The sequence below is a fragment of the Caballeronia sp. dw_19 genome, from assembly GCF_018449515.1.
Taxonomy (GTDB): Bacteria; Pseudomonadota; Gammaproteobacteria; order Burkholderiales; family Burkholderiaceae; genus Caballeronia.
This window is the reverse complement of sequence record NZ_JAAVUQ010000066.1, coordinates 1-24843: the sequence shown is the minus strand read 5'-3', so window position 1 is coordinate 24843 and position 24843 is coordinate 1. Positions and strand designations below refer to the sequence as shown.

The following is a 24843-nucleotide window of genomic DNA, read 5'->3' as shown; positions in this document are numbered from 1 at the left end:
AATGACGTGCCGCCACGCACAGTGGCTAACAGTGATAAAGAGAAAATCCGAGTCAGGCAGACCACTACCGCCGAAAGCAGCAACCCGGCACTAACTCAGACCGCTGACCTAGGAGCCTGGCCCCCTAACCCCAAGACCAACCCCCGGACCTATCCCCCTGACCAACCCCAAACCCCGAGTGCGAACGAACATCCCCTTTCATGCCTTTTAAACCCGTCCATTCCTACACCCGCACACGCATCGCCGATGTCGTCTCCGACCAGATCCGGGCGCTGATCACGAGCGGCGCACTAACGCCCGGGCAACGCCTCCCTGCCGAACGCGATCTCGCAGAACAACTCAACGTCTCGCGCCCATCGCTGCGTGAGGCGCTGATCCGGCTGGAATCGGATGGATTTATCCAGGCCGCCGCGCGCAGCGGCTTCGTGGTATCGGATGTCACCGCACCGCTCGTCTCCGCGCCGCTCGCCGCGTTGCTGAGCCAACATCCAACCGCCAGCGCCGATGTCCTCGAACTCCGTCACGGCCTCGAGTCGCTCGCAACGGGCTACGCGGCGGAACGCGCAACCCCAAGTGATCTGGCGCGCATCACGGACGCGTTCAACGCACTGAAAACCGCCGCCATCGAACCAAAACGCACCCACATAGCAGAACACGACGCCGCGTTCCATCTCGCTATCGCCGATGCCACCCACAACCTCGCCCTGGCCCACGTGATGCACGGCCTGCAAGAACTCGTGCGCGAATCAATGCTGACATCGCACCGGCTAGTCGACTACGACAACGACGTGGAAGCGAACTTGCTGGCGCAACATCAAGCCATCTTCGATGCCATCCTCGCCCGCGATCCACCACGCGCCCGCGAAGCTGCAGGGGCGCATCTGGATTACGTCAGCACGCTTTATCGCGACCGCTTACTCCGCTTATCCAAGCCTGAAGCACCCCGCCATCCCGCAAAAAATCAGAATCCGGAGACCACACCATGACTATTTCCAGCGCCCACTGGGGCAATCTCGCGGACGGCACGCCCGTCGATCTCCACACGCTCAGCCATGACAATGGCTTGGCGGTATCGGTGACCAATCTGGGCGCGGCCCTCGTCTCCTGGCTCGCGCCGGATCGCGACGGCCATCTGGCCGATATCCTGCTCGGCCACGACACTCCTTCTGAGTACACAACCGGTCCTGCCTACATGGGCGCGATCGTCGGACGCTGGGCGAACCGCATCGCGAACGCTCGCTTTTCACTCGATGGCGTGGAGTACCAGCTCGAAGCCAATCAGCCGCCGAACTCACTGCACGGCGGCTTCCAGGGCTTCAGCCACAAACTCTGGCAAGCCCGGCATACCGAGGACGCATTGATACTCACGCTGGAATCGCCCGCTGGCGACAGCGGTTTCCCCGGCACGCTCACTGTCCAGGTGACCTACACGTTCACCGACGCGGGCGAACTGACGATCACCTACGATGCCTTCACGGACGCCCCCACGCCGCTCAATCTCACGAACCACGCGTACTTCAACTTGTCGGGCGTGGACTTGACGACTATCGACGACCACGAGATCGAGCTCGCCGCCGATCAGTTTTTCGCCATCGATAAACATACGATTCCGACCCATCTGGAAGACGTCGCCGATACCCCGTTCGACTTCCGCACGGCCGCGCTTCTCGAACCGCGTCTCCACACCCGCGACAACGAGCAAGTCACGCTGGCGGGTGGCGGTATCGATCATTGTTATGTGTTGCGCACCGCAGCGCCGGTCACCGAACTGCCGGAAATGCGGCGTGTCGCGGCCGTTTATCATCCGGGCAGCGGACGCGAACTGATTGTCTCCACCACCGAACGCGGCTTGGTGTTCTACACCAGCAACAGTCTTGAAGGCGTGCCGGGCAAGCGCGGCGTGACCTATCAGAAACACGGCGCGCTCTGCCTGGAAGCGGGCGGATTTCCAAACCAGATCAATATGGACGACGCGGAAGACGTCGTGTTGCGCCCCAACGAGCGATACAGGCAAATCACGCGCTACGCCCTGCGCGTGAGGTAAAAACGAGGCAAAAAAACGTGCCGCCCACTATGCCGTCGATAGGAACCCGCCTACAGTCGAATAGGACGCTCGCGGGTATCGGCGGACCGGCCTCTCATCGATACTGGACTCATCGAATCAGAGATCGACTGGAGGAAGACAATGCCTTATCTACTGGGTTGGCTGCTTGGTGTGCCGGTGATCGTGTTGGTGATCCTGTATCTGATCTTTCACTGACCGCCGCATTGCGCACACTATTGAACGCGAACGCGCGGAATGCGGTTTCACGTGGACTGAACGAAGGCGTCGTTACAATACGACGCCTTTTTTAATTCCTCATTCCCCGAAGGATTCCGATGAAACGCGCTCTCCCCGTACTTGCGTCGCTTGCGGCGCTGCTTGCCGTTCCCGGTCTTCACGCCGAGGAAATCGCCAGCGTCAACACGAATTTCCGGTTTACCGGCTCGGATCGCGTCTCGGTCGAAGCCTACGACGACCCGGCAGTCGCGGGCGTCACGTGTTACGTCTCCCGCGCGCGCACGGGCGGGGTTAAAGGAACGCTTGGAATAGCCGAAGACCCGTCTGAGGCATCGATAGCTTGCCGCCAGGTAGCGCCGATCAGGATCGATGCGCCACTCAAGCAGAAATCCGATGTATTCTCGGAACGTATGTCGTTCATTTTCAAGACGTTGCACGTGGTGCGTATTGTCGATGCCAAGCGTAATACGCTGGTTTATCTGACATACAGCGACCGGATTACGACCGGGAGCGCGAAGAACAGCGTGACAGCGGTACCCATGCCCGCCGGTACGACAATTCCCGTCAAATAAGACGGGAGCGCCGCTTGGCCGGCCTTTGACCTGACAGTTGAAAGCTGGCCTAAAGTTTTCCCCTCCCCGCGCCGATATAAAGACGAACGGCCGTCGCCCTCATGGCGACGGCGACTGTCTTCCCGCGCCGGCTCAACCCGGCCAACGGGATCGGGAACCGGGAAACATCATGGGTCAGATCACCCTTTCATTTAAAGACGAAACGATCGCGGCGCTACGCCGCGACTTCGAGACGTTGATTCGTCTATCGCTCAAGTTCGACCCGCAATTCGTCACGCCTACGTTCGAGGATTTCCTGCGGGCAAAACTGCTCGACAACCCCACGCCGCTCACCGAACTGGCCGTCCAGCGAATGCTGCAGAACGGTCAGTACGCATGGGCGAAACGTGCGCTCGACAAGGAATTCCCGGACGTCGTCGAAATGATGATGCGTCAAGCCGCTGAACACGGTTTCGGCTTCGCGGTGCGCTCGGACTGGAAACCGGACGATCTGGTGAAGGCATCACGCGCGTGGGCCACGGCTATCGTGACCGAAGCGAACGGCGACCCGGCACAGATCGACACGCTCGCGTCCCAGATCAAAGCGGCAGCGTCGGACATTCAAGAGCTGGAGATGAAAATGCAGACGCCCGCATGGCGTCTCGCCGATTCACTGCGTCAACGCGTGTACGAAACCAAGATTGCGACCGAACACAGTGTCGGATCGACGTCGCGCGAGAAGCTCGGTGAACTGCGCTGCCTGCTGCGCCTCGGCATGTTTCATGGCTCGATTTCAAAGCAGGAAGCGCAGCAAGTGCTCGAGCAGTTACGCATGATCAAGCCGGAGATTTTTATTGAAGAGCCGTACGACGGTTTCACCCGCTTCGGCAACTGGCTGCGTACGATCTTTACGCCCGAGCGCAAAATGCCGAAGCCTTCGCGCGCGGAACGTTGAGCCGCTTCATTCCCACATCTTCTTGAGCCGCGCGGCGATATCGACTTTCGCCTTCGCCGCAGCGGCTAGCCCCGCCGCCGTCGGCGCGCTGGGCTCAGGAACCGGCGGCCACGCGCACGCTTCGAACTGCGGCATCAGATGCGCGGGAATGAAACGCGTACGCGCCGCCCAGATATGCCGGTCACCCATATGCGTCTGGTTGTGCACGTAGAAACGCTGCGGCGTGACAATGTGCAAGTCCTCTTTCGCACGCGTCATGGCGACGTATAACAGCCGCCGTTCTTCATCGATGTCCTCGTCGCTGCCCGTGCCCATATCGGATGGAATGCAGCCATCCACACCATTGAGCACGAACACGTTCTTCCACTCCTGGCCCTTGGCCGAATGGATGGTCGAGAGAATCAGATAATCCTCATCGATGAGCGGCACACCCGATTCGTCGCTGGTGGCATCGGGCGGATCGAGCGTCAGTTCGGTGAGAAAACGCTCGCGCGTGGGATAAGTGGACGCGATGCTTTCCATCTGCAACACGTCGCCATGACGAATTGACGCGTCTTCGTGATTGCGCTCCAGATGCGGTTCGTACCAGCGCCGGATCATCTCGAATTCAGCGGGCCAGCCGCTTTCGCGCGCGCACACCTTCGACATCATCGCGACGAGCACCGGCCAGTCCTCGCTCGCGCGCAACGGCGCGGCGAATGCGGCCAACGCGGCCGGCGTCTCGCCGCGCTCCGCCACCTGATCGAGTGCACGGCCGGCGATGGCAGGCCCAACCCCCGGCAGCAACTGCAGCACGCGAAACCCGGCCACGCGGTCCCGCGGGTTCTCGCCCCAGCGCAATACCGCCAGCACGTCCTTGACGTGAACGGAGTCGAGGAATTTCAGGCCGCCGAACTTCACGAACGGAATGTTGCGCCGCGTGAGTTCGATTTCGAGCGCGGCGCTATGATGCGCGGCGCGAAACAGCACCGCTTGCTGCTTGAGCGTCATACCGCCTTCACGCGCCTCCAGCACCTGCTCGACGACATAACGCGCCTGATCGGCTTCATCGGCCACCGAGACAAGGCGCGGCCGTTGCGCCGATGCCTTGTCGGTCCACAAGTTCTTCGTATAACGCTCGGCGGCGAGACCGATCACCGCATTCGATGCCGCGAGAATGGGCTGTGTCGAACGGTAATTACGCTCCAGCGTCACGCATTTCGCGGGCGGATTGAAGTGATTCGGGAAGTCGAGGATATTGCGCACCGTCGCGCCGCGAAACGAATAGATGGACTGGGCGTCGTCGCCGACTACCGTCAGGCCGCGGCCGTCGGGTTTCATCGAAAGCAGGATGGACGCCTGTAGCTTGTTCGTGTCCTGGTATTCATCGACGAGCACGTGATCGAAACGGCTCGACAGATCCGCGGCAATGGACGGCTCGGCGGCAAGATGCGACCAGTACAACAACAAGTCGTCGTAGTCGAGCACGCTTTGCTGCTGCTTCGCGTTGACGTACGCGGCGAACAACCGGCGCAGGTCGTCTTCCCATTCGCGACACCACGGGAACGCCTGGTCGAGCACGGTGGCAAGCGACACGCCGGTGTTGACCACGCGCGAGTAGATGGCGAAGCACGTGGATTTGGCCGGAAAGCGCTTTTCTTTCGCCGATAACCCGAGTTCATGCCGCACGAGGTTCATGAGATCGGCGGAATCCTCGCGGTCGTTGATGGTAAACGACGGCGATAACCCCACGAGATCCGCGTAATCGCGTAACAAACGCGCGCCCACGCTATGAAAGGTCCCTGACCACGTAAGGCCTTGCGCGATCACGCTGCGATTACCCAAAGCGTTCACGGCGATACGCGTCACGCGCCGGGTCATCTCGCTGGCTGCGCGCCGCGAAAACGTCAGCAGGAGGATCCTGTGCGGGTCCGCGCCCTTCACCAGCAAATGTGCCACGCGATGCGCCAGCGTATTCGTCTTGCCCGATCCCGCCCCCGCGATCACCAGCAGCGCGCCGGCCGGGTCGCCCGCGTTCGACGCCTGCGTGCCGTACTCGACCGCCTCGCGCTGCGCGTCATTCAGTTTGGTCAGGTACGACGCGATGTCTTCCCGCGCCGGCTTGGGCGCGAGATCGTCGTCGGTGGCGGAATTGAGCGTGAGCACGTCGTGTGGCTTTAAAAAAGGGTGACGCACACTGTATATCCATACAACTCTTCCACGCAAGCGACTGATGCAGCAGGCTTTTGGCCCTATAAAATAAATGACCCGGTGCGCTTGCGCGCACCGGGTCATCGTCACTTCCCTACAGCGAAACTTGTCGCGAATCAGTCTGCTTTCTTCGCGTTTTTCAGGTTTGCATCGGCGGCGGCTTGATCTGCCTTTGACTGCGCTTCCGTCTTTTTCTTGTCCGCCTTGGCCTGCGCTACATTCGCATCCTTGTCCGCTTTGGTCTGCTTCTTCGCTGCTTTCGTGTCGGCGTGCGTAGGTTCCGCGGTGGTCTGCGTCTGCGCAACCGAAACGGTCGCGGCGGTCGCGAATACACCCGCGAGTAACGCAGCGCATAAACGCTTCGTCGTCGTAGTCATGAATTCCTCCTTGCTGCGGCCCGCTTAAGGGGCCGCGTTCTATTCATCGCGCTGAAAAAACTTAGTGCTGCAGGCCGGTATCCTTCGGACCGTCCGGCTCGGTGGCCTTGAGTTCGTCGTTGGCGGTCTGCTTGTCGGCCTTCTTGTTGATCTTCGCGTTGCTCACCTGCTCCTTGTACTGCGCCTTCGCTTCCTTGTTTGTCGCCTTCAAATCCTGCTTCGATGCCTCCTTCGACGCCTTGTATTCAGCATTAGCCTGCGCGTTGGCATTGCGCTTCACGACCAGCGGATCAGTCGGCGCCGGTGCGACGATATTCTGCGGCGGCGGCGCGGTTTGCGTGGACGGCGCGGACATCTGGCCGGCGTCGACGGCGGAAGGCTGCGCGGTCTGAGCAAACGCGGATGCGGACAGACCCATGGCGGCAAAAGCGGTACCCAACAGCATTTTCCTGACTTGCGACATGTTCATTTCCTCTCTGGCAGTTTTTTATTCGGGTGGCCGATTGCAATCATCGCAACCAGCCGTGACGCCCACGCGATGTGTGTTGTGTCCTCAAACACCGCGCTTGGAACACAGCGCCGCAAATACCCGTCTACACTTCTGGTGACCGGCATGAACGCTCAAAAAAACGCGCCGATCACTCTGACTGACCCGGCGCCGGACGCTGGAGTTCGCTGAAACGCGTCATTGTTACCGAAGGTTTCACTTCCTGACATATTGCAAACAGCCGAACGCCCGATATCCGGGAGTTGGTGCTGTAGACGCACGTCGCGTGCCCGGCTGGTTTATCATGGGCGCCCTTTCCGCCCCCATCCTGCGAAGAACGCTCACATGCCGCGCCTCGAATTCACGCTCACGGGCGACTACGTCGAACTGCACAACCTGCTCAAGCTGATGGGCCTGGCCGATAGCGGCGGCTCGGCGAAAGCACGCGTCGCCGAGGGCGAGGTGAAGGTCAATGGCAAGATCGAGTTGCGCAAGACGTGCAAGATCCGCGCGGGCCAGACCGTGGTTATCGAAGACACCACGATCAAGGTTCTCAAGCCGAAATGATCCACCTGTGCGCGATCTGGACAACGTTAAATACCGCGCCGTGATCGACATAAGCGCGATCAAGCAATAAGCTAGACGGCTTTCGTTCCCTTTCGCCGCTTTCAGCTTGTTGACGGTTGAAGCCAGCTTTTCAAGTTGGCGTGCCTCAAAACCGAGATTCCAAGCTGAGATTCGAAGCCGGGTTTCATAGCTGAAATTCATAGCAGAAATTCAAAGCGGAGCTTCACGCCCAAAAGCTGAAGCGCGGCCGGAACGAACGGGCGATGCAGGACCGGTAACGGTTTGCTGCATCGCCCGTTGCCGTTTTTGCACGGTTTTTGCCGTGCAGCAAAGTATCCAGATAATCCGCCATGCCATCCAGAATGATCCGCGCGAACGCGCCGCCAAGCCTTTCCCGTCACGCCGTCGATACCGCCAGGCTCGCCGCGCCGCTCGCCATCTCTCAACTGTCGCAAATGGCGATGGGCGTCACCGACACCATCCTGCTCGGCTCGCTCGGCCCCGATTCCCTCGCGGCCGGCGGCCTGGGCGCAAACCTGTTCTTCGTGGTCGTGGTGCTGCTGCAAGGCGTGCTGACGTCGGTGAGCGTATCGGTGTCGCATGCGCGCGGCGCGAACAACGATCACCTCGTGCCGAACATCTACTGGACCGGGCTGGTGCTGTCGCTGCTGCTCGCGATCCCCGCATTCACGCTGCTGAGCTTCGCCGAACCGATCCTGCTCGCGTTCCACGAACCCGCCATGCTGGCCAAGAACGTCGGCGAATATTGCGCGATCCTGCGCTGGGGTGCGCCCGGCAGCCTGATCGGGATCGGCATGATGCGCGCGTTCCTGCCGGCTATCGGTGCGGCGAAGCGGCTGCTGTGGGTATCGATTGGCGGCGTGTTCGTGAACGGCTTTCTCAACTACGGCCTGATTCACGGCGCCTACGGCCTGCCGGAACTTGGCTTTCTCGGCTCGGCAGTCGCGACCACGATCACCGTCTGGACGACAGCGCTGGTGCTGATCGCGTTCCTGCATTTGCGGCCGCGTTACAAACATTTTGTGGTGGCGTCGCGGCCGCGCCTGCCGCTGATGGGCGAACTGTTTGGCATCGGCTGGCCGGTCGCGATCACCTACGGCGTCGAATCCACCCTGTTTCTCGCCACCGGCATGACCGTCGGCACGCTCGGCGAAGCGCCGCTCGCCGCGCACCAGATCGCGCTGAACGTGGCGTCGGTGGCGTTCATGGTGCCGCTGGCTATTGGCCAGGCAGCGAACGTGCGCGTGGGCTACTGGATCGGCGCAGGACAGCCGCTGGCCGCGCGCCACGCCGGGTTCGTGGCGATCGCGCTGGGCGTGGCGTTCATGGCGATGTCGGGCTGCGTGCTGGTGCTGGCGCCGCACGCGATCGTCGGGCTATATCTCCATCTCGATGACCCGAAGAACGCCCAGACCGTTGCGCTGGCCGCATCACTGCTGGGGGTGGCGGCGGTGTTCCAGATTGTCGACGGCATGCAGACGGTCGCGTCGGGCGTGCTGCGCGGACTGAAGGACACGCGCGTCCCCATGCTCGCGGCGGCGCTCGGTTATTGGGGCATCGGCTTTCCGACGGGCTACATGCTGGCGTTTCACTTCAACGGCGGCACGAAAGGTTTGTGGTGGGGCCTGGCTGCGGGACTAGCGAGCGTCGCGGTACTGATGACCCTTCGCTTCGATCGCATGAGCCGCCGTCTGGTCACGCGCGGCGCAGTTGAACCCGGCAAATCCGGGGCGGCGCCCCAGCATACGGCTTGAAGCAGTGGCTACGGATCTTCGGTTGCCACGGTTTCCGCGGTTTCCGCTGCATAAGTTAAGCAGACATTGTTGGTTGGAATCGGAGCGGCGTGGAGATACGATCAAGCCGTCTCCTTGAGATTCATCCAGTAACAGGGGTATTAGGCCCGCTTCGTCGAAGCGGGCTTTTTTTCGTCCGTGCATCGCCAATCACGCGATTCCTCGCGGCCTCAAATCCAGCGTTCAACGGCTCAATGTTGGCCTTGAGACAAGCCACGAGCAACCACCTCACCGCCGCCCCACTTTTTCGCAAATCGACCCATCCCCCGTGTCCGTAGCCGATTTCCCATAAAATAACCGCGCATGATCCTTGGCGTACTCCCGAGATCCGGCGCTACACGTGGCCACTGCGCGCGCAACAACCGCAAGCAGTTCAGAAAAATCGCTCGGGCAAACAAGAGGAATGGACGTGTCGGAATGCAGCAGGCAGTTATCCCGGTCATCAAGTTGGTCGTCGATGCGGCCATCCACGCGGTCATCAATATCCAGGGCCGCACAAGGCCGGCACTCCAGCAGCCGCACGGGGTGGACGCAAGCCGCACAGGTTTCATCCCAGCCGATCCCCCCAACGCGAGACCGCACGCCACTGCTGTCGCGCGGCCTCGCGTTCGCCGCCGCCGCGCTCACGGCGCTGACACTCGCCGCCTGCGCCACGCGTCCGCCCGCGACCGCGTTCGACCGGCCCGCCACGCACGCGCTCTCCGCCACCGCCGATACCCCCTTGCGCACCGCGCTCCTGCCGAAAGAAGCTGGTCATCCGGACGAGTCCGGCGTGCGTCTGCTTCCCACCGGCACCGAGGCGCTGCAGGCCCGCATCGCACTCGCTCGCGCGGCGACCAAGACGCTCGACATGCAGTACTACATCGCGAACGAAGACAACACGGGCAAGCTGCTGCTCGGCGCGGCGCTTTACGCGGCGGATCGTGGAGTCAAGGTGCGCATGCTCGTCGATGACCTGAATTTCAAGGACATCGACCAGATCATGGCCGCGCTGAATTCGCATGACAACATCGATATCCGCGTGTTCAATCCGTTCGGCAGCGCGACCCAAAGTTTCGGCGTACGCACGCGCAACCTGTTCACTAAGGTCGATCATTTCACGCGCCGGATGCACAACAAGGCGATGATCGCTGACAACCAGATCGCGATCGTGGGCGGCCGTAATCTCGGCGATGAATACTTCAGCGCGAGCGCGACCCTGCAGTTTCGCGACCTCGATGTGTTCGTGGCGGGACCGGCGACGCAAAAGATATCGGCGAGTTTCGACGACTACTGGAACAGCTCGATTGCGTATCCGCTGCGCGCGCTGAACAAGCAAAAATTCGATCCCGCCGATCTCGACAAGACCCGCGACGACCTGCGCCAGCACTGGAAAGATCAGGCCGATCCGCTGAACGCCAAGCCGCTCAACGCTACGCCGATTGCCCAGCAGATAGCACAGGATGGGCTGGGCCTGACCTGGACGCGCACGGAGTTCGTTGCTGACTCACCGGTGAAGATCGAGCATCCCGACAAGGACTACAAAAGCCCGCCCATGCAGCGCCTGGTCGAGCTGGCGAACCAGGCACATAGCGAGGTGCTGATCATTTCGCCGTATTTCGTGCCGCACGACGCAGGCGTGAAGGCGCTTGCCGCCCTCACGGCGCGCGGCGTGAAGGTGAAAGTGCTGACCAATTCGCTGGCGGCCACCGACGCCGTCGCGGTCCAGGCGGGCTACGCCCCGTATCGCGTGCCGATGCTTACGGCCGGCGTAGAGTTATACGAGTTCAAGCCAGTGCAGGCAGAGGGCGACCGCCGGCCGCGCACCGGGCTCTTCGGCTCGCAATCGCGCGCAAGCCTGCATGCCAAGGCTTATACGATCGATCGCAGTATCCTTGTGATTGGCTCGATGAATCTGGACCCGCGCTCGGCGTCGCTCAACACGGAACTCGCGCTGGTGATCTACAACCAGAAAATCGCGAGCGAAGCCGCGCAATTGTTCGATGCCGGCACTGCGCCGGCGAGGGCGTATCGTGTGGAACTCGCTTCGCCCGCGGTGCTTGCGGGCCTGAAGAACGCCGGTTCGCCGATCTCCCCGCTCATCTGGACCACCGAGGACGACGGTCAGGTGCGTACCTACAATTTCGACCCGCTAGCGGGCCTTTACCGCAATGTGTTGACGGGTCTGTTCATGCTGCTGCCCGTCGACTCGCAGCTTTGAATTTTTAGATTCTGAAATGTGCAGGCAAACCCCGATTCAAACCCGAACCTGAAGCAAGCCGAAGGAGCATGAAGCCATGACGGACGACGTAAGACTCGAGAAGGACACTTTCGGCGAAATCGCCGTGCCGAACGCAAAACTCTGGGGCGCACAAACGCAGCGCTCCCTGCAGAATTTCAAGATTTCGAGCGAGAAACAATCGCCTGAACTGATCGATGCGCTCGCGATCGTGAAGCGGGCATCGGCGGAAGTAAATGCCGAACTGAAGGTGCTCGCCGCCGATAAAGCGCAGGCGATCATCACGGCTGCCGACGAAATCCTGGCGGGCAAACATCCCGATGAATTCCCGCTCGCCGTGTGGCAAACGGGTTCCGGCACGCAGACCAACATGAACCTCAACGAGGTGATTGCGAACCGGGCCAGCGAGTTGATGGGCGGCGTGCGTGGCGAAGAACGCAAGGTGCATCCGAACGATGACGTGAATCGCGGGCAATCGTCGAACGATGTGTTCCCGACCGCGATGCACATTGCCGCCGCGGTCGCGATCACGAAACATCTCGTGCCGTCGCTCAAGACCTTGCGCGAAACGCTCGATAAAAAATCGAAGGCATTCGATTCAATCGTGAAAATCGGCCGCACGCATTTGCAGGACGCAACGCCGCTTACGCTTGGGCAAGAGTTTTCGGGTTATGTCGCGCAACTTGACCAGGGCATCCGGCACGTTGAATCGACCTTGCCGCATCTGTATCAACTGGCGTTGGGCGGCACGGCGGTCGGCACGGGGTTGAACGCGCATCCCGAGTTTGCGGTGAAGGTTGCCGGCGTGATCGGCAAGCTGACCGGCTTGCCGTTCGAAACCGCGCCGAACAAGTTCGAAGTCATGGCCGCCGCCGACGCGCTCGTGTTCGCGCACGGCGCGCTGAAGACCATCGCGGCGGGCTTGATGAAGATCACCAACGACATCCGCTGGCTGGCGAGCGGACCGCGTTGCGGGCTTGGCGAGTTGTCGATTCCGGAAAACGAGCCGGGTAGCTCGATCATGCCGGGCAAGGTCAACCCGACGCAATCCGAAGCCGTCACCATGCTGTGCTGCCAGGTATTTGGGAATGACGTGGCGGTGAATATCGGCGGGGCGAGCGGCAATTTCGAACTCAACGTCTTCCGCCCGATGATTGCGCACAACGTGCTGCAATCGGTGCGTCTGCTGGCCGACGGCGCGCAAAGTTTCAACGACAACTGCGCGGTCGGGATCGAGCCGAACGAGTCGCGGATCGAGAGCTTGCTGAATGAGTCGCTGATGCTCGTGACGGCGCTCAATCCGCATATCGGCTATGACAAGGCCGCGAAGATCGCGAAGAAGGCGCACAAGGAAGGCACGACCCTGAAAGCGTCCGCGCTGGCGCTTGGGTTTGTGACCGAAGCCGAATTCGACGAGTGGGTGAAGCCGGAAGAGATGGTGGGGAAGAAGTAACGTTGTTGGCGTGCTAAGTGCAGCGGTTGATGAGTTCACCCTTTATCAACCGCTGTCTCTATTTATCGCCCTGCTGTTTTCTGCGAAATCCAAAAGCCCAGTTCTTCCGAATGGGCAATGAGCTTCTTGCCGGAGTCGGCAAGAATATGGCCCACGCGAGTCTCGATCTGTTCGTCCGGCACCTGCGCGTTGGCAATCCGCAAGCGCAGGCCCGTTGCAGCCAATGACCGCTTGATGCGCGCAACCAGTTCACTTGCATCCCTGGTGAGCGCCTTCGTTCGATCAGTCTTCTCATGAAGCGACGCGAGCAGCAACTGGTCCAGCGTGCCGACGCCCGCACCGCCACCGAGTCGCGGCGACGCCAGTGCGTTCCAGACCTCACCCCGTTCAACCCTGGACAGCAGCACGGCATTTAACCGCTCGGCCATTTCGCGCGGCTGCGCGGCGCCATAGCGGACCGATGTCTCGCCGACGGCGATCGACAGACGCACGAGCTTCAGAATGGCATCGAGCGACAGGCCGGCGAATTCAGGGGCGTTGAAGATCTGTGCCAGTGTCATCTCGGAGCGCCGCAGAAGGGCAAAAAGCAATTGATGAAACTCGTCCCCGCGCGTCACGACAGCGTGTTCGACTTCGACTACGGGTTTGTACGCGACAGACATATTGCCCCACACATAGATGTGTTCGGCTTGTTCGCGCAGGCGGCTATCGCTAAGCAGCGCTTTTCCGCGCACGAAAATATCTCGGCGGAACGCGCGGTTCGCGCAATAGTCGCGAAGCTCTTCGGCCTCGATCGGATCGTGAATGCCATCCACCAGTTCCCGCTGCGCATCGGTCAACCATTCAGCCGGCAACATGTGCGAAAAGCTCGCGCTGCCGGCGAAAGTCAGCTTCGCTTCGGACATTTCGCGCGCGATGTCGGCGAAGTAGAACGGCCTCCATGTTTCCTGCAAATATTCGTGGACGAGATAGCGTTCATCCATCGCGTTAAAGTCGTTGATACGAGTCAATGAATCGGGATTGCGCCTGAAATGCAGCGCGTCGGCACTAGCCAGTTTTTTGGCAAGCGCTGATGCGTTCGTCCATGCATCGCCGCCTTGTTTGGCGCCCATCTTCAGCAGGCGTTGCAGCGGCAGTATTTGCGCACAACCCGTCATTACGTTGTAACTCACTTGAACGACGCCGCCCGGCTTCAGGTAACGCCTCAGGAATTGCATGATTTGTGCGCGGGTTTCGTCCGTTACCCACGAGATGATGCCGTGCATCGTGATGTAGTCGAACTGTGGCAACTCGACCATTCCCTGCGCAAGTTCGCCGAAGTCGTTCTCCAGCAAGGTCAGATTCGGCAGGCCGGCTTCATTCCGCACCGACTCGGCCGCCAGCACGTGCAATGGGTTGAAGTCGCAGGCGTAGAAATCGCCATTCGGATGAGTCGCCGCCAAGATCAGCGAAGTCAGGCCCTGGCCGAAGCCCAGTTCACAGTAGGAAAATTTGTCGACCGAGAGCGGGGACACCCGCTGCATCACAAGACAAGCGTTTAAGAAGCTCGGACTCTGCTCGTGGCAATAGCTGGTGGTATAAGCAATAGAACTGTTGTATCCCGCAGTCCAATTCATGGTGTTTCCTCATTTCATATTGGGTATTTGCGTGTTCGGCCCGTGTGGCCCGTCAATAGCTCTTTACGCACACGCCGAACTATGCCGATAACGCATAGGTTCATGAATGAGAAACGTCTTATTTGTTTGTTTTGTTTTTTGCAACCACTCCACGAGGCAGTCGGCCCTGCGGTTGCGCGCGGTTTTTTTGCGCCACTTGCGGGCGCGAAGGTTCATCCATATCTTGTAGTGATACTAATCATCTGGTTGATAGTAATGCCCTACTTATGCTGAGGTACGCCGCGCCGGCGAATCTTTCCGCCAGCGCCCTTCCTCGCTTTTAAACCTTCCCGGCCGCCACTTCTTCCGGCTTCAATTCCACGATCGCGTCCAACGCGTCCTTGACGTCCATCGCATATTTCGCCAACCGCTTTTGCTCATCCGTCACCGGCACGAACGAAGGAACCGGCACGGGCTTGCCCTCTTCATCGACGGCGACAAACACCATCAGGCAATCCGTGGTCTGTTGCAGCACGCCGCTCTTCGGATCGCCCGCGTGCACCGATATATGCAGATGCATGCTCGTGCGCCCCGTTGCCACCACGCGCGCGCGCAATTCGACCAGATTGCCCACCAGGATCGGCCGGCGAAAACGGATATTGCCCACGCTGACCGTCACGCAATAGCGCCCGGACCAGACTGCGGCGCACGCGTAAGCCGTTTCGTCCATCCACTTCATCAGCGCGCCGCCATGAACCTTGCCGCCGAAATTGACGGAAGTCGGCTCGGCTAGAAAACGAAACGTGGTTTCGGACCGATCGGTGATCGGGGCATCGTTGGATTGAGGGATGGGCGCTGCAGTATTCATGTAGATATAAGGCAAGCTGGACGGGCCTGCCCGGTAAGTGGAGTTGCCGAATTATACGAGTCTCAAAAAACGCTCGCCGCCCTGCTCCGGCGAGCCTGGACACACTCCGGCACACTCGTGCGGCTACTTGCGCACGGAAACGCCCTCGTCGACCACCCCGTACATGGTGATGCCGCTCGACCCGCTTGCTGACGGCGACCCGCCTGACGCTCCCGCACAACCTGCACACGCCGCCACAAGCAGCGTTGCTATCAAAATTTTAATCATGAGAGTCCCCTGCACAACCTTCACTCAACGCGAAACATCATTCTAGCGCGGGGCTTGCACAGCGCTCTGATGAGTTCCAGCCCTGAATCGATACTTCACGTTACGATGAAACATCGCATGCGCCAAGCCGCTAAAGTAGAGCTAATCCAAGGAGGCTGCGATGACGCTCGATCACGACGATGCACGCCCATTTCCCGGTTTATCACGCATAGGCGCACTGCTCGCGGACCCCGGCCGCGCCGCCATGCTGTGGTCGCTGATGGACGGCACCGCCCGGCCTGCCGGCGAACTCACGATGATCGCCGGCATCTCGCCATCCGCCGCCAGCGGGCACTTCGCCCGGCTCGTCGAGAGCGGGCTGCTGGCGCTCGAAGTGAGCGGACGGCACCGGTATTACCGCATTGCAACACCCGATATCGCGATGGCGATTGAAGCGTTGGCCAATCTGGCGCAAGCCAGCGCGCCGCTGCGGGAAGCGGCGCAGGCGCATCGGCCTGCGCCGCGGCCGGCGTCTGCCGTGCCGCTCGACATGCGCTATGCGCGGACGTGTTACGACCATCTCGCGGGTGAACTGGCTGTGCGTCTGTTCGACCGCATGCTGACATCGAAGTGGCTGGAAGTCGTGCAGGGCGTGCCGGCCGGCTCGAAGCGGCCCGGCCCCACCGCGCTCGATGCAACACCGCAAGGAATCGATGAATTTTCTCGGCTCGGTATTGATCTCGCGGCGCAGAAAGCACGGCGGAGACGGTTCGCCTGCACGTGCATTGACTGGAGCGAACGGCGGCCGCATTTGGGCGGTGCGCTAGGCGCAGCGTTCCTCGATGCATGCGCAAAACATGGCTGGCTTGAAACAACCGCCAAGCGGCGGGTGCTGCGAGTCACGCCCGCCGGCGAGCGGCATTTCGCCGCCGTACTTACTGGCGTCTAGCGGCATGGAACCGACATAGCACCACACATGGTCACGGCCATTCAGACGGAGAACCCAACCTGGCGCAATGATTACCCGATGGGCGCGTTCGAACTGCGCGACGGCGTACCGAAGGTAAAAGGGGTCAACACGGAGACGCCTGATGCAATCGCCGCGATGAGCCCTGATTGGCTGCTCGATTACATGGGCATCCGGCTCAACGGCCCGAAGGCAGACGGCGATGTTCAACATCCGATGTCCAACATCACTACGCCTTGATGTTTTAAAGGGCACGCCCCCCGGCTTTGGATAATCAACCAGATCCGGGACGCGCAAAGTTCTTTTAAACGGCGATCGGCGCCTTGATGCCCGGATGATATTGATACCCTTCGATCACGAAGTCTTCGTATTGGTAATCGAAGATGGATGCGGGTTTTCTCGCCAGTTCGAGCTTCGGCAGCGGATACGGCTCACGGCTCAATTGCAGGTCCACCTGCTCCAGATGGTTCAGGTAGATATGGCAATCGCCGCCGGTCCAGACCAACTCCCCTACATCCAGATCGCATTGCTGCGCGAGCATGTGCGTGAGCAACGCATAACTCGCAATATTGAACGGCGTGCCCAGGAACACGTCCTGGCTGCGGCAATACAGCAGACAGCTCAGCTTGCCTTCGTTCACGTAGAACTGCGCGAGGCAATGGCACGGCGCCAGCGCCATCCTGCCGGCACGGGCGTTATTGACGGGCGACATGGACTCGTCCGGGAAATCCGCCACGTTCAAGGCGGTCAGCATCAACCGCCGCGAGTTCGGCCGCGTCTTGATCTGATGCACGAGCGCGCTCACCTGGTCGACGACCGTGCCGTCGCTCTTGGGCCAGAAGCGCCATTGATGGCCGTACACCGGACCGAGGTTGCCGTTTTCATCGGCCCATTCGTCCCAGATGGTCACGCCGTTGTCGTTCAGATACTTGATGTTCGTATCGCCGTTCAGGAACCACAGTAGCTCGTAGACCACGCTCTTCATGTGGATGCGCTTGGTCGTGACGATCGGAAACCCTTCCGCCAGATCGAAACGCAATTGACGGCCAAACGTGCTGATCGTCCCCGTGCCGGTCCGGTCCATCTTGCGCGCGCCGCGTTCGAGAATGTCTTTGAGCAGTTCTTGGTACTGGATCATGAGGAGGATCGTGTGTAAAAGGAGGACGTGCCGCTATTCTGGCAGAACATTTCCGCGCGCCCGCCGCGCACTTTCGCGCCAGATTCCTCCAGCCATGGAAAACGCGGGAAATCTGGAAAACGCAGCCGCCGATAAAACCAAACCACGATTTTACCAAGCGCTGGCGGGCGAGGTGCGAAGGCGTCTTGCAGGGGACAAATGCGGGCGATCCGCGGCGTTCCAGTGAACCCCGGGCATGAATGTATCAAGCAGAGACTTGGCCGGCCGACGAGCGACCATCAAACGCAGCCCTTAGCCGCGCGTGACGTGCTCGGTCGGTGCATCGACTTCGATGTGCCGCATACCATGCGCGCTCAGAAGGCGGTATAGCGTGACCCGCGAAATGCCAAGTTCCTGCGCGGCGTCGCCAAGACGTCCGCGATGGCGCAGCAAAGCGAGTTCGATAGCCTGCCGTTCGGCAGCCTCCCGTGCCTGCGCCAGCGACACCGGCGCCACTTCCACGTATTCGCCGAGCTCAAGATCACGCGCACTGATCTGGCGCCCTTCCGACATCACGATAGCGCGGCGCACGCGATTGATCAGCTCGCGCACATTGCCCGGCCAGCCATAGTTGTGGATAGCCGCAATGGCATCGGGCGCGAAACCGCGCAGACGCCGGCTCGCGTCCTTCTTGAAGCGGTCCAGCATGTGCTTGGCGAGCAACTCGATGTCCTTGCCACGTGCCCGCAGCGGCGGTTCATCGATTTGCAGCACGCACAGACGGTGATACAGGTCGGCACGGAACCGCCCTTCGATCATGGCCGTCTGCATATCCACGTGGGTGGCCGAAATGATGCGCACGTCCACCGGCGTTGACCCATGTCCGCCAAGCCGTTCAACCTTGCGTTCCTGCAGGAAACGCAACAGGCTTGCCTGGCTTTCGAGGGGCAAGTCACCGATTTCATCGAGGAACAGCGTGCCGCCGTTAGCTGCTTCAACACGGCCGATCTTGCGTTGATTCGCGCCGGTAAACGCACCGCGCTCATAACCGAACAATTCCGATTGCAACAGGTGCGCGGGAATGGCGCCGCAATTGATGGCGACGAACGGCTGCTCGCGCCTGACCGAACGTTCGTGAATGGCGACTGCGGTGAGCTCTTTGCCAGTGCCCGATTCGCCCGAGATGAACACAGGCGCGTCGGTCATGGCGACCTTGCGGATGGAGCGGAACAACGCGAGCATGGCGTCGCAAGAACCGACCATCTCGCCTTCGGCGCGGCCGTCGCGCGCATCGTTGGAGGCGTTCTCGTGCAGCGCCACCATTCCATAGGCATGGCCGACCGCGTCCACGACGCGATCATTCGATGTAGGTAAGGTGACGTAGTCGAAGCAGTAGTCGCGAATCAGCCGACGCACGGCCGCATCTTCGAGTTGACCTGTCACGGTCGCCGCGACCCAGCCGACATTGGTCAGCGTCAGCGACGCTTCGAGCGCCGCGAGTTCGTGTGCTTCAAAGCTGCTCGACAGATCCAGCAAGCCACCGGTTGCCAGGTCGTTACGAAGCCATCGGCGTGCGTCCTTCGCGTTCGATACCACCTCTATATGCCAGCCCCTTTCCTCAAACCGGGCACACAAAGGCGCGCTCGGGTCACGAGTCACGTAGATTAGTTGCCGCCGAGCGACTTCCATTGTTCTGATCCTTTCGTCAACGGTCGTTGAAAAGGTCGCGCCGGTAATTGCCCTCAACCACGCTGCAGACGTCGAAGACTCGCATGCCCCAAGCGAACGGTCATTCGGAAAACTGCAAACGGTGAAACCCCGGAAGCGACGAGTGCTGTCGCGCGGTTCTATGCGAACCTGTTTTGTTTCAGATGCTGTTTTTGAGAGACTACTATAAAGCGAATACTTCGAAAACAAATATCCGCAACAATGTCTGCACATTGCTCCTGAAGCACGGCCACTGTGCGTTTCAACAACGAAGCCCGGTTTTAATAAGCGGTTTGCAAATAGCTTAAATAAGACGATAGCATTTACGCAATTTTTGATAAAAATGACGGTTAACCGTCTATCGTTTCAATCATGAAACGTTTTTGTCTTTTTCCCGATTCAGTTTTTCAGTTAGCTTGCCGCGCGCTCAATAACACCAACGGAATGCGTGCGATGGCATATGTTTCGCTAAATGAAAGTGAATCAGGGAGACCGCCATGGAAAGCACCGGCCGCGTCGTCAAACGAGAAAATACTGCAACAGCACATAAGATTGCTGTCATTAGTGCCGCGTGTTTTCTACTGGGCAGCTTAGCCGACAACGTTTGCGCACAAAATGCCGCAAACGAGGATCGCGTGATCCAGCCCACGTCCCCGGCCGTAATGTCCGGATATGAAACATTCGTGACCCGGCCAAATCCGCCAGCCATTTTTATGGAAAGAAAAATTGGAAGCGCCGACGCTGGCGAAGCGGCATCGAACGAGCGCATTATTGTTAATCCTGCAATGGAACGGGAACAGCCCGCATCGGTTCAACCCATTGCATCGGCGCCGCTTGCGGTGCAGGCCGACACCACGCTTGAAAAAGTCACGGCGACGACGGAGGAGTCACCGGCCACCGCGCACACAACCAGCGTCACGCTTTGGGATGAGATCTCGCCGCCGGTGCCGGCTCCCGTTCCCGTCGATGCAGCCACCCGCGTCACACCGGGGGACGTCGCGAGCGCGGGCAGCCAGAGGACGCAGTAGCCAGGAATTTGCGAACCGGTGTAAAGCAAATCGTCTGAAGAACGATCGCAAGATACGCGATGCAGCTACGCAACAACGCAGATAACAGGATTTGAACGACACGCCGGACGGTAGGACACTTAACGTATTGCTCGGCGAGCAGCGAGGCCGCGTGATCGCGGTACTTGGGCGTGCCGCGCAATTACGCGAGGAACGCATCTGCGGGCTTCAGGGCTTTACGCAGGGACTTTATGCAGGACTTCACGCAGCTCCCGTTCGACGGTCGTATGGAATCGACAGCGCATGCATCGCCGTGTCCACCAGGACACCGTTTGCGCCCGCTGCAAAAAGGAGATCGCCCGTGCTCGAATCCGCCCCCGTCTCGCTACCCGCGTCGGGTAAAGATGCACTGGGTTCAATGCTGCCAATGAGCACCGTACCGGCCAGCGCCTTGGCCGCGCCGGGTTTCTCCGGTATGCAGGGCCTCCCGATCGTTCCAATCATCCCGACGCCCCATGCGGCGTCTGCTGTCCGTAACCTGCTCTACATCGCACAGGCGCCGAATGAGACGCTGGTCACGTACTTGAAGAGCCTTGGCTGGAAGGTATCGGCGGGTACGCTCGCCACCCAGGCCAGCGTGCTTAAAACTGATACGCCAGTAGCCGGTATTGTCGATATGACCAGCTTTTCGGCGCGCGAACTGGCCGTGCTCGAGCCCGCCCTGCGTCATCAGCGAGCCGGCTGGATCGCCCTTACCGACGACATCCACCTCGCAGACCCGGTCGTCTGTCACTTGATTCGGCACTACTGTTTCGACTTCGTGAAAGGCCCGGCCGCACACGCGACAATAGGCTATCTGGTCGATCACGCGTACGGCATGGTGAGCCTCGGCGACATCGACCTCGCCGATACCCCGACCGTGTTCGGCGACGGGCAGATGGTCGGCACCTGCGAGGCCATGCAGCAGCTCTTTCGCACCATCCGCAAGGTCGCGAACACCGACGCCAATGTGTTCATCACCGGCGAATCGGGGACCGGCAAGGAATTGACGGCCGTGGCTATCCACGAACGCTCGCCGCGCCGCAAGGGCCCGTTCGTCGCGATCAATTGCGGCGCGATCGGTAATCACCTGATCCAGTCCGAACTGTTCGGCTACGAGCGCGGTGCGTTCACGGGCGCGAACCAGCGCAAGATCGGCCGGGTGGAAGAAGCCGATGGCGGTACGCTCTTCCTCGATGAAATCGGCGACCTGCCGCTCGACAGCCAGGTGCATTTGCTGCGTTTCCTGCAGGAACGCAAGATCGACCGGCTGGGCGGTCATGATCCCATCGCCGTTAACGTGCGGGTCATTTCCGCGACCCACATCGACCTGGAAGCCGCCATGGCCAGTGGCCGGTTTCGTACCGATTTATTCCATCGGCTATGCGTGCTGCGCGTGGACGAACCGCCGCTGCGGGCGCGCGGCAAGGACATCGAGATTCTCGCGCTGCACGTGCTGCACAAGTTCAGGAGCGACGGCAGGCGCAAGATCATCGGCTTTGCACCGTCGGCGATAGAAGCGATGTACAGCTACGCCTGGACCGGCAACGTGCGCGAGATGATCAACCGCGTGCGGCGCGCGATCGTGATGGCGGAGAACAAGCTGATCACCGCCGACGACCTCGGGCTCGGTCACTGCACGGGCATTGAATCGACCACGCTGGCCGCTGCCCGCGATGCCGCCGAGAAGCGCGCGATCGAACTGACGTTGCTGCGGCATCGGCACAAGCTCAGCGAGGCGGCGGCGGAATTGGGGATCTCGCGGGTGACGTTGTACAGGCTGATGGTCGCGCATGGGTTGCGCGGCGCGGCGATGGTGAATGGCGCCGACGCGGGGTGAGAAGGCTCGCGGCGGCGGGTGTCGGGTGTCGGGTGTCGGGTGTCGGGTGTCGGGTGTCGGGTGTCGGGTGTCGGGTAGAATCTGCGGCTTGAGTTATCTCGAAGCCGGATACGGATCTCCACACCATGACGACGCTGACCTTGATCGTCGCCCGCGCGCGCAACGGCGTGATCGGACGCAACAACCAATTGCCCTGGCGCTTGCCCGAAGACCTCGTGTTCTTCAAACGCACGACGATGGGCGCGCCCATTGTGATGGGACGCAAGACGCATGAGTCCATTGGACGGGTGTTGCCGGGGCGGCGGAATATAGTCGTGTCGCGTGACGCCCAGCGCCGCTTCGACGGCTGCGATACGGTGACCCAGCTTGCCGATGCGTTGGAACTGGCCGCACGGGACGACGCCGGCGAAGCGTTCCTGATCGGTGGCGCGGAGTTGTTTCGCGAAGGGTGGCCGCTCGCGCACAAGCTGATTTTGACCGAGATCGATGCCGATTTTCCCGGGGACATTTCCATTGACCCGCCCGATGCAGCCGTCTGGAAAGAGGTTTCGCGGGAGACGCATCACGCGGCGGCGCCGAACGATTTCGACTATTCGTTCGTGGTTTACGAGCGCCGCACGGCGTAGCTTCAGATTTCGGGTTTTTGATCGGCTAGCGGGTTAGCCCATCACGCTTTGCACTTTTCCATTGAAAAAGCCCGGAACGGTCAGCGCCGTTCCGGGCTTTTTCTCTTCCGCGATTCTCTTACTGCCCCGCGATCGTCATCTTCTCGATCAGCACGGAGCCAATTTCCTTGTTGCCGCGCACGACCGTATCCGCACCGATAGCCTCGATGTGCCGGAACATCTCCTGCAGCGTGCTCGCGACAGTGATCTCTTCAACCGGATACTGGATCTTGCCGTTCTCCACCCAGAAGCCGGATGCGCCGCGCGAATAATCGCCGGTGACGTAGTTCACGCCCTGCCCCATCAGTTCCGTCAGCAGCAGGCCCGTGCCGAGCTTCTTGAGCATTTCCTCGAAGTCATCGCCGGGTTTGGTCAACGAACTGCGCAGCGACAGGTTATGCGAACCGCCTGCATTGCCCGTTGTTTTCATACCCAGCTTGCGAGCCGAATACGTCGACAGGAAATAGCCTTGCACCACGCCGTCTTCCACGACGTTGCGGCGTTGCGTGCGCACGCCTTCTTCGTCGAAAGGCGCACTGCCCATGCCGCCCCTCACGTGCGGATCTTCCAGCACCTGGATGTGCGGTGCGAACACCGGTTTGCCGAGGCTATCGACTAGGAATGTGGTCTTTCTATACAGCGCACCGCCGCTGACCGCCTGCACGAACGCACCCAGGATGCCGGCGGCCAGCGGTGCCTCGAACATCACGCGGCATTTGCGCGTATCGAGCCCGCGAGCGCCCATGCGGGCGAGCGCGCGATGCGCGGCGTACCGGCCGATGGCTTCCGGTTCGGCGAGATCGGCGGCGTTGCGTTTCGATGTGTACCAGTCATCGCGTTGCATGTCGCGGCCGGAACCTGCGATTGGGGCACACGCCACGTAGTGACGGGAGAACGGGTAACCGCCCATGAACCCGCGCGATGTAGCCAGCACGAACTGCGAGTGCTGCGCCGAGACGCTTGCGCCTTCGGAGTTCTGGATGCGTTTATCGACTGCGAAGGCGGCGTCTTCTGCCCGACGGGCGAGATCGGCGGCTTCTTCGGCGTCGATATCCCACGGGTGGTAGAGATCGAGGTCCTGCGGGGCCTTTTCGAGCAGTTCTTCTTCGGCGAGGCCCGCGGCGCTGTCTTCGGCTGTGAAGCGCGCGATGTTGTAGGCGGCGGCGACCGTGTCTTTCAGCGCTGCGCGCGTGAAGTCCGAGGTACTGGCGTTACCGCGTTTATTCCCGATAAACACCGTCACGCCGACCATTTTGTCGCGATTGTGCTCGATGGTTTCGACTTCGCCGCGGCGCACGCTGACCGAGAGGCCGTCGCCTTCGGAGATCTCGGTGGCGGAGTCGGTGGCGCCGAGTTCCTTTGCATGCCGCAGGATGTCGGACGCGATTTCCTTCAGCTCGTCCTGGGTGTGCGGGAAAAAGCGTTGCCTGACGTCCATATCTGCTGCCATTTTATGTCTGCCTGTGGGTGCTCGACGTGTCGAGCGTGTTCGCGTTGTTGGTCGTCGTGGCGACGGGCGGTTAGCGCCCGCTGTGCGCTTGAATGCCGCTGTGTGACCGGTTTTCGACTATCGCACGATCATAGCAAGTCCGGCGGGGGTTTGGTTTCACCGGGGAGGGGGTTCCGTTCGCACTCGGGGTTCTGGGTGGGCTAGGTTTGGGTGTTAGGGCGTTAGGGTCAGGGTTTACGGTCGGGGGTTGCGGTCGGGGGGGTTGCGGTCGGGGGGGCGTGCCCAAGTGCCAGGTTCATGGCGTAGCGGTTGGGGTTAGTGCCGGGGTGCCAGGTTCCGGGGTTGGCGGTCGGGGTCAGTGCTGGGTTGGTGCTTTCGGCCGTGGTGGTTTGCGAGAGTCGGATTTTCTCTTTATCACTGTTAGCCACTGTGCGTGGCGGCACGTCATT

Annotated in this window: 23 protein-coding genes; 13 read left to right on the top strand and 10 right to left on the bottom strand. The window is 60.7% G+C overall.

Annotated elements, in window-relative coordinates:
- The first annotated feature begins 200 nt into the window (after positions 1 to 200).
- The 4 genes from HB376_RS39025 (at position 201) to HB376_RS39010 (ending at position 3787) form a co-directional block, all read left to right on the top strand.
- Complete coding sequence (locus HB376_RS39025) at positions 201 to 986, top strand: FadR/GntR family transcriptional regulator (protein ID WP_213769027.1); 786 nt, start codon at positions 201 to 203, stop codon at positions 984 to 986.
- Positions 983 to 2044 (top strand): aldose epimerase family protein, encoded by a 1062-nt coding sequence (locus HB376_RS39020; protein ID WP_213769026.1) that lies wholly within the window; start codon positions 983 to 985, stop codon positions 2042 to 2044. The genes HB376_RS39025 and HB376_RS39020 overlap by 4 nt, the downstream gene beginning before the upstream one ends.
- Positions 2045 to 2379: 335 nt before the next feature.
- Complete coding sequence (locus tag HB376_RS39015; RefSeq protein WP_213769025.1) at positions 2380 to 2853, top strand: CreA family protein; 474 nt, start codon at positions 2380 to 2382, stop codon at positions 2851 to 2853.
- Positions 2854 to 3022: 169 nt separating this feature from the next.
- The gene (locus tag HB376_RS39010; protein ID WP_213769024.1) at positions 3023 to 3787 is read left to right on the top strand and encodes a DUF4088 family protein; all 765 of its coding nucleotides are present in this window, start codon (positions 3023 to 3025) and stop codon (positions 3785 to 3787) included.
- A gap of 6 nt (positions 3788 to 3793) precedes the next feature.
- On the opposite strand, the gene HB376_RS39005 is transcribed toward HB376_RS39010, so the two are convergent.
- The 3 genes from HB376_RS39005 to HB376_RS38995 all read right to left on the bottom strand — a co-directional run bounded on the left by HB376_RS39005 (position 3794) and on the right by HB376_RS38995 (position 6817).
- Complete coding sequence (locus HB376_RS39005) at positions 3794 to 5872, bottom strand: ATP-dependent helicase (protein WP_346730664.1); 2079 nt, start codon at positions 5870 to 5872, stop codon at positions 3794 to 3796.
- 221 nt (positions 5873 to 6093) lie between these two features.
- Positions 6094 to 6354 (bottom strand): hypothetical protein, encoded by a 261-nt coding sequence (locus tag HB376_RS39000; protein ID WP_213769022.1) that lies wholly within the window; start codon positions 6352 to 6354, stop codon positions 6094 to 6096.
- Between the two features lie 61 nt (positions 6355 to 6415).
- A complete protein-coding gene (locus HB376_RS38995; RefSeq protein WP_213769021.1) occupies positions 6416 to 6817 on the bottom strand; it encodes a hypothetical protein in 402 nt (133 codons plus the stop codon).
- A gap of 369 nt (positions 6818 to 7186) precedes the next feature.
- On the opposite strand from HB376_RS38995, the gene HB376_RS38990 reads away from it, so the two are divergent.
- From HB376_RS38990 to fumC, 4 genes are all read left to right on the top strand, one after another.
- Complete coding sequence (locus HB376_RS38990) at positions 7187 to 7408, top strand: RNA-binding S4 domain-containing protein (RefSeq protein WP_213769020.1); 222 nt, start codon at positions 7187 to 7189, stop codon at positions 7406 to 7408.
- Positions 7409 to 7758: 350 nt separating this feature from the next.
- On the top strand, positions 7759 to 9183 hold the full coding sequence (locus HB376_RS38985; protein WP_213769019.1) for an MATE family efflux transporter: 1425 nt from the start codon (positions 7759 to 7761) through the stop codon (positions 9181 to 9183).
- 496 nt (positions 9184 to 9679) lie between these two features.
- Positions 9680 to 11422 (top strand): phospholipase D family protein, encoded by a 1743-nt coding sequence (locus tag HB376_RS38980; RefSeq protein WP_213769018.1) that lies wholly within the window; start codon positions 9680 to 9682, stop codon positions 11420 to 11422.
- 76 nt (positions 11423 to 11498) lie between these two features.
- On the top strand, positions 11499 to 12893 hold the full coding sequence (fumC, locus tag HB376_RS38975; protein WP_213769017.1) for a class II fumarate hydratase: 1395 nt from the start codon (positions 11499 to 11501) through the stop codon (positions 12891 to 12893).
- A gap of 62 nt (positions 12894 to 12955) precedes the next feature.
- On the opposite strand, the gene HB376_RS38970 is transcribed toward fumC, so the two are convergent.
- The 3 genes from HB376_RS38970 to HB376_RS38960 all read right to left on the bottom strand — a co-directional run bounded on the left by HB376_RS38970 (position 12956) and on the right by HB376_RS38960 (position 15623).
- Complete coding sequence (locus tag HB376_RS38970; RefSeq protein WP_213769016.1) at positions 12956 to 14509, bottom strand: class I SAM-dependent methyltransferase; 1554 nt, start codon at positions 14507 to 14509, stop codon at positions 12956 to 12958.
- 319 nt (positions 14510 to 14828) lie between these two features.
- Complete coding sequence (locus HB376_RS38965; RefSeq protein WP_213769029.1) at positions 14829 to 15338, bottom strand: acyl-CoA thioesterase; 510 nt, start codon at positions 15336 to 15338, stop codon at positions 14829 to 14831.
- A gap of 141 nt (positions 15339 to 15479) precedes the next feature.
- The gene (locus tag HB376_RS38960) at positions 15480 to 15623 is read right to left on the bottom strand and encodes a hypothetical protein (RefSeq protein ID WP_213769015.1); all 144 of its coding nucleotides are present in this window, start codon (positions 15621 to 15623) and stop codon (positions 15480 to 15482) included.
- 160 nt (positions 15624 to 15783) lie between these two features.
- Here HB376_RS38960 and HB376_RS38955 point away from each other — a divergent pair, with 160 nt between their 5' ends.
- Both HB376_RS38955 and HB376_RS38950 read left to right on the top strand, forming a co-directional pair.
- Positions 15784 to 16551 carry a helix-turn-helix transcriptional regulator gene (locus tag HB376_RS38955; RefSeq protein ID WP_213769014.1) on the top strand — a complete coding sequence of 256 codons (768 nt, stop codon included), beginning with the start codon at positions 15784 to 15786 and terminating at the stop codon, positions 16549 to 16551.
- A 27-nt stretch (positions 16552 to 16578) separates the two neighbouring features.
- Positions 16579 to 16809, top strand: a complete 231-nt coding sequence (locus HB376_RS38950; RefSeq protein WP_213769013.1) for an alkyl sulfatase C-terminal domain-containing protein — start codon at positions 16579 to 16581, stop codon at positions 16807 to 16809.
- Between the two features lie 64 nt (positions 16810 to 16873).
- Here HB376_RS38950 and HB376_RS38945 read toward each other — a convergent pair whose 3' ends face one another.
- Together HB376_RS38945 and HB376_RS38940 are read right to left on the bottom strand one after the other, a co-directional pair.
- Positions 16874 to 17707: a thymidylate synthase gene (locus tag HB376_RS38945; protein WP_213769012.1), complete on the bottom strand. Its 834-nt coding sequence runs from the start codon at positions 17705 to 17707 to the stop codon at positions 16874 to 16876.
- Positions 17708 to 17998: 291 nt separating this feature from the next.
- Entirely contained in the window at positions 17999 to 19375 is a 1377-nt protein-coding gene (locus HB376_RS38940) for a sigma-54 dependent transcriptional regulator (RefSeq protein ID WP_158940049.1), read from the bottom strand.
- 515 nt (positions 19376 to 19890) lie between these two features.
- Here HB376_RS38940 and HB376_RS38935 point away from each other — a divergent pair.
- The 3 genes from HB376_RS38935 to HB376_RS38925 all read left to right on the top strand — a co-directional run bounded on the left by HB376_RS38935 (position 19891) and on the right by HB376_RS38925 (position 22905).
- Entirely contained in the window at positions 19891 to 20421 is a 531-nt protein-coding gene (locus HB376_RS38935; protein ID WP_213769011.1) for a hypothetical protein, read from the top strand.
- Positions 20422 to 20875: 454 nt separating this feature from the next.
- A complete protein-coding gene (locus tag HB376_RS38930; RefSeq protein WP_255631843.1) occupies positions 20876 to 22279 on the top strand; it encodes a sigma-54 dependent transcriptional regulator in 1404 nt (467 codons plus the stop codon).
- Positions 22280 to 22404: 125 nt separating this feature from the next.
- Positions 22405 to 22905 carry a dihydrofolate reductase gene (locus tag HB376_RS38925; protein ID WP_213769010.1) on the top strand — a complete coding sequence of 167 codons (501 nt, stop codon included), beginning with the start codon at positions 22405 to 22407 and terminating at the stop codon, positions 22903 to 22905.
- 118 nt (positions 22906 to 23023) lie between these two features.
- Here HB376_RS38925 and pmbA read toward each other — a convergent pair whose 3' ends face one another.
- Entirely contained in the window at positions 23024 to 24394 is a 1371-nt protein-coding gene (gene pmbA, locus HB376_RS38920) for a metalloprotease PmbA (protein ID WP_213769009.1), read from the bottom strand.
- A 227-nt stretch (positions 24395 to 24621) separates the two neighbouring features.
- A partial coding sequence (locus HB376_RS38915) for a hypothetical protein (protein ID WP_213769008.1) occupies positions 24622 to 24843 on the bottom strand: 222 nt, incomplete at its 5' end.

Bases quoted from the DNA above. Each gene is read 5' to 3' on its own strand.
- HB376_RS39025 (WP_213769027.1), top strand. From the start codon at position 201: ATGCCTTTTAAACCCGTCCATTCCTACACCCGCACACGCATCGCCGAT.
- HB376_RS39020 (WP_213769026.1), top strand. From the start codon at position 983: ATGACTATTTCCAGCGCCCACTGGGGCAATCTCGCGGACGGCACGCCC.
- HB376_RS39015 (WP_213769025.1), top strand. From the start codon at position 2,380: ATGAAACGCGCTCTCCCCGTACTTGCGTCGCTTGCGGCGCTGCTTGCC.
- HB376_RS39010 (WP_213769024.1), top strand. From the start codon at position 3,023: ATGGGTCAGATCACCCTTTCATTTAAAGACGAAACGATCGCGGCGCTA.
- HB376_RS39000 (WP_213769022.1), bottom strand. From the start codon at position 6,354: ATGACTACGACGACGAAGCGTTTATGCGCTGCGTTACTCGCGGGTGTA.
- HB376_RS38995 (WP_213769021.1), bottom strand. From the start codon at position 6,817: ATGTCGCAAGTCAGGAAAATGCTGTTGGGTACCGCTTTTGCCGCCATG.
- HB376_RS38990 (WP_213769020.1), top strand. From the start codon at position 7,187: ATGCCGCGCCTCGAATTCACGCTCACGGGCGACTACGTCGAACTGCAC.
- HB376_RS38985 (WP_213769019.1), top strand. From the start codon at position 7,759: ATGCCATCCAGAATGATCCGCGCGAACGCGCCGCCAAGCCTTTCCCGT.
- HB376_RS38980 (WP_213769018.1), top strand. From the start codon at position 9,680: ATGCGGCCATCCACGCGGTCATCAATATCCAGGGCCGCACAAGGCCGG.
- fumC (WP_213769017.1), top strand. From the start codon at position 11,499: ATGACGGACGACGTAAGACTCGAGAAGGACACTTTCGGCGAAATCGCC.
- HB376_RS38970 (WP_213769016.1), bottom strand. From the start codon at position 14,509: ATGAATTGGACTGCGGGATACAACAGTTCTATTGCTTATACCACCAGC.
- HB376_RS38960 (WP_213769015.1), bottom strand. From the start codon at position 15,623: ATGATTAAAATTTTGATAGCAACGCTGCTTGTGGCGGCGTGTGCAGGT.
- HB376_RS38955 (WP_213769014.1), top strand. From the start codon at position 15,784: ATGACGCTCGATCACGACGATGCACGCCCATTTCCCGGTTTATCACGC.
- HB376_RS38950 (WP_213769013.1), top strand. From the start codon at position 16,579: ATGGTCACGGCCATTCAGACGGAGAACCCAACCTGGCGCAATGATTAC.
- HB376_RS38945 (WP_213769012.1), bottom strand. From the start codon at position 17,707: ATGATCCAGTACCAAGAACTGCTCAAAGACATTCTCGAACGCGGCGCG.
- HB376_RS38940 (WP_158940049.1), bottom strand. From the start codon at position 19,375: ATGGAAGTCGCTCGGCGGCAACTAATCTACGTGACTCGTGACCCGAGC.
- HB376_RS38935 (WP_213769011.1), top strand. From the start codon at position 19,891: ATGGAAAGCACCGGCCGCGTCGTCAAACGAGAAAATACTGCAACAGCA.
- HB376_RS38930 (WP_255631843.1), top strand. From the start codon at position 20,876: ATGCAGGGCCTCCCGATCGTTCCAATCATCCCGACGCCCCATGCGGCG.
- HB376_RS38925 (WP_213769010.1), top strand. From the start codon at position 22,405: ATGACGACGCTGACCTTGATCGTCGCCCGCGCGCGCAACGGCGTGATC.
- pmbA (WP_213769009.1), bottom strand. From the start codon at position 24,394: ATGGCAGCAGATATGGACGTCAGGCAACGCTTTTTCCCGCACACCCAG.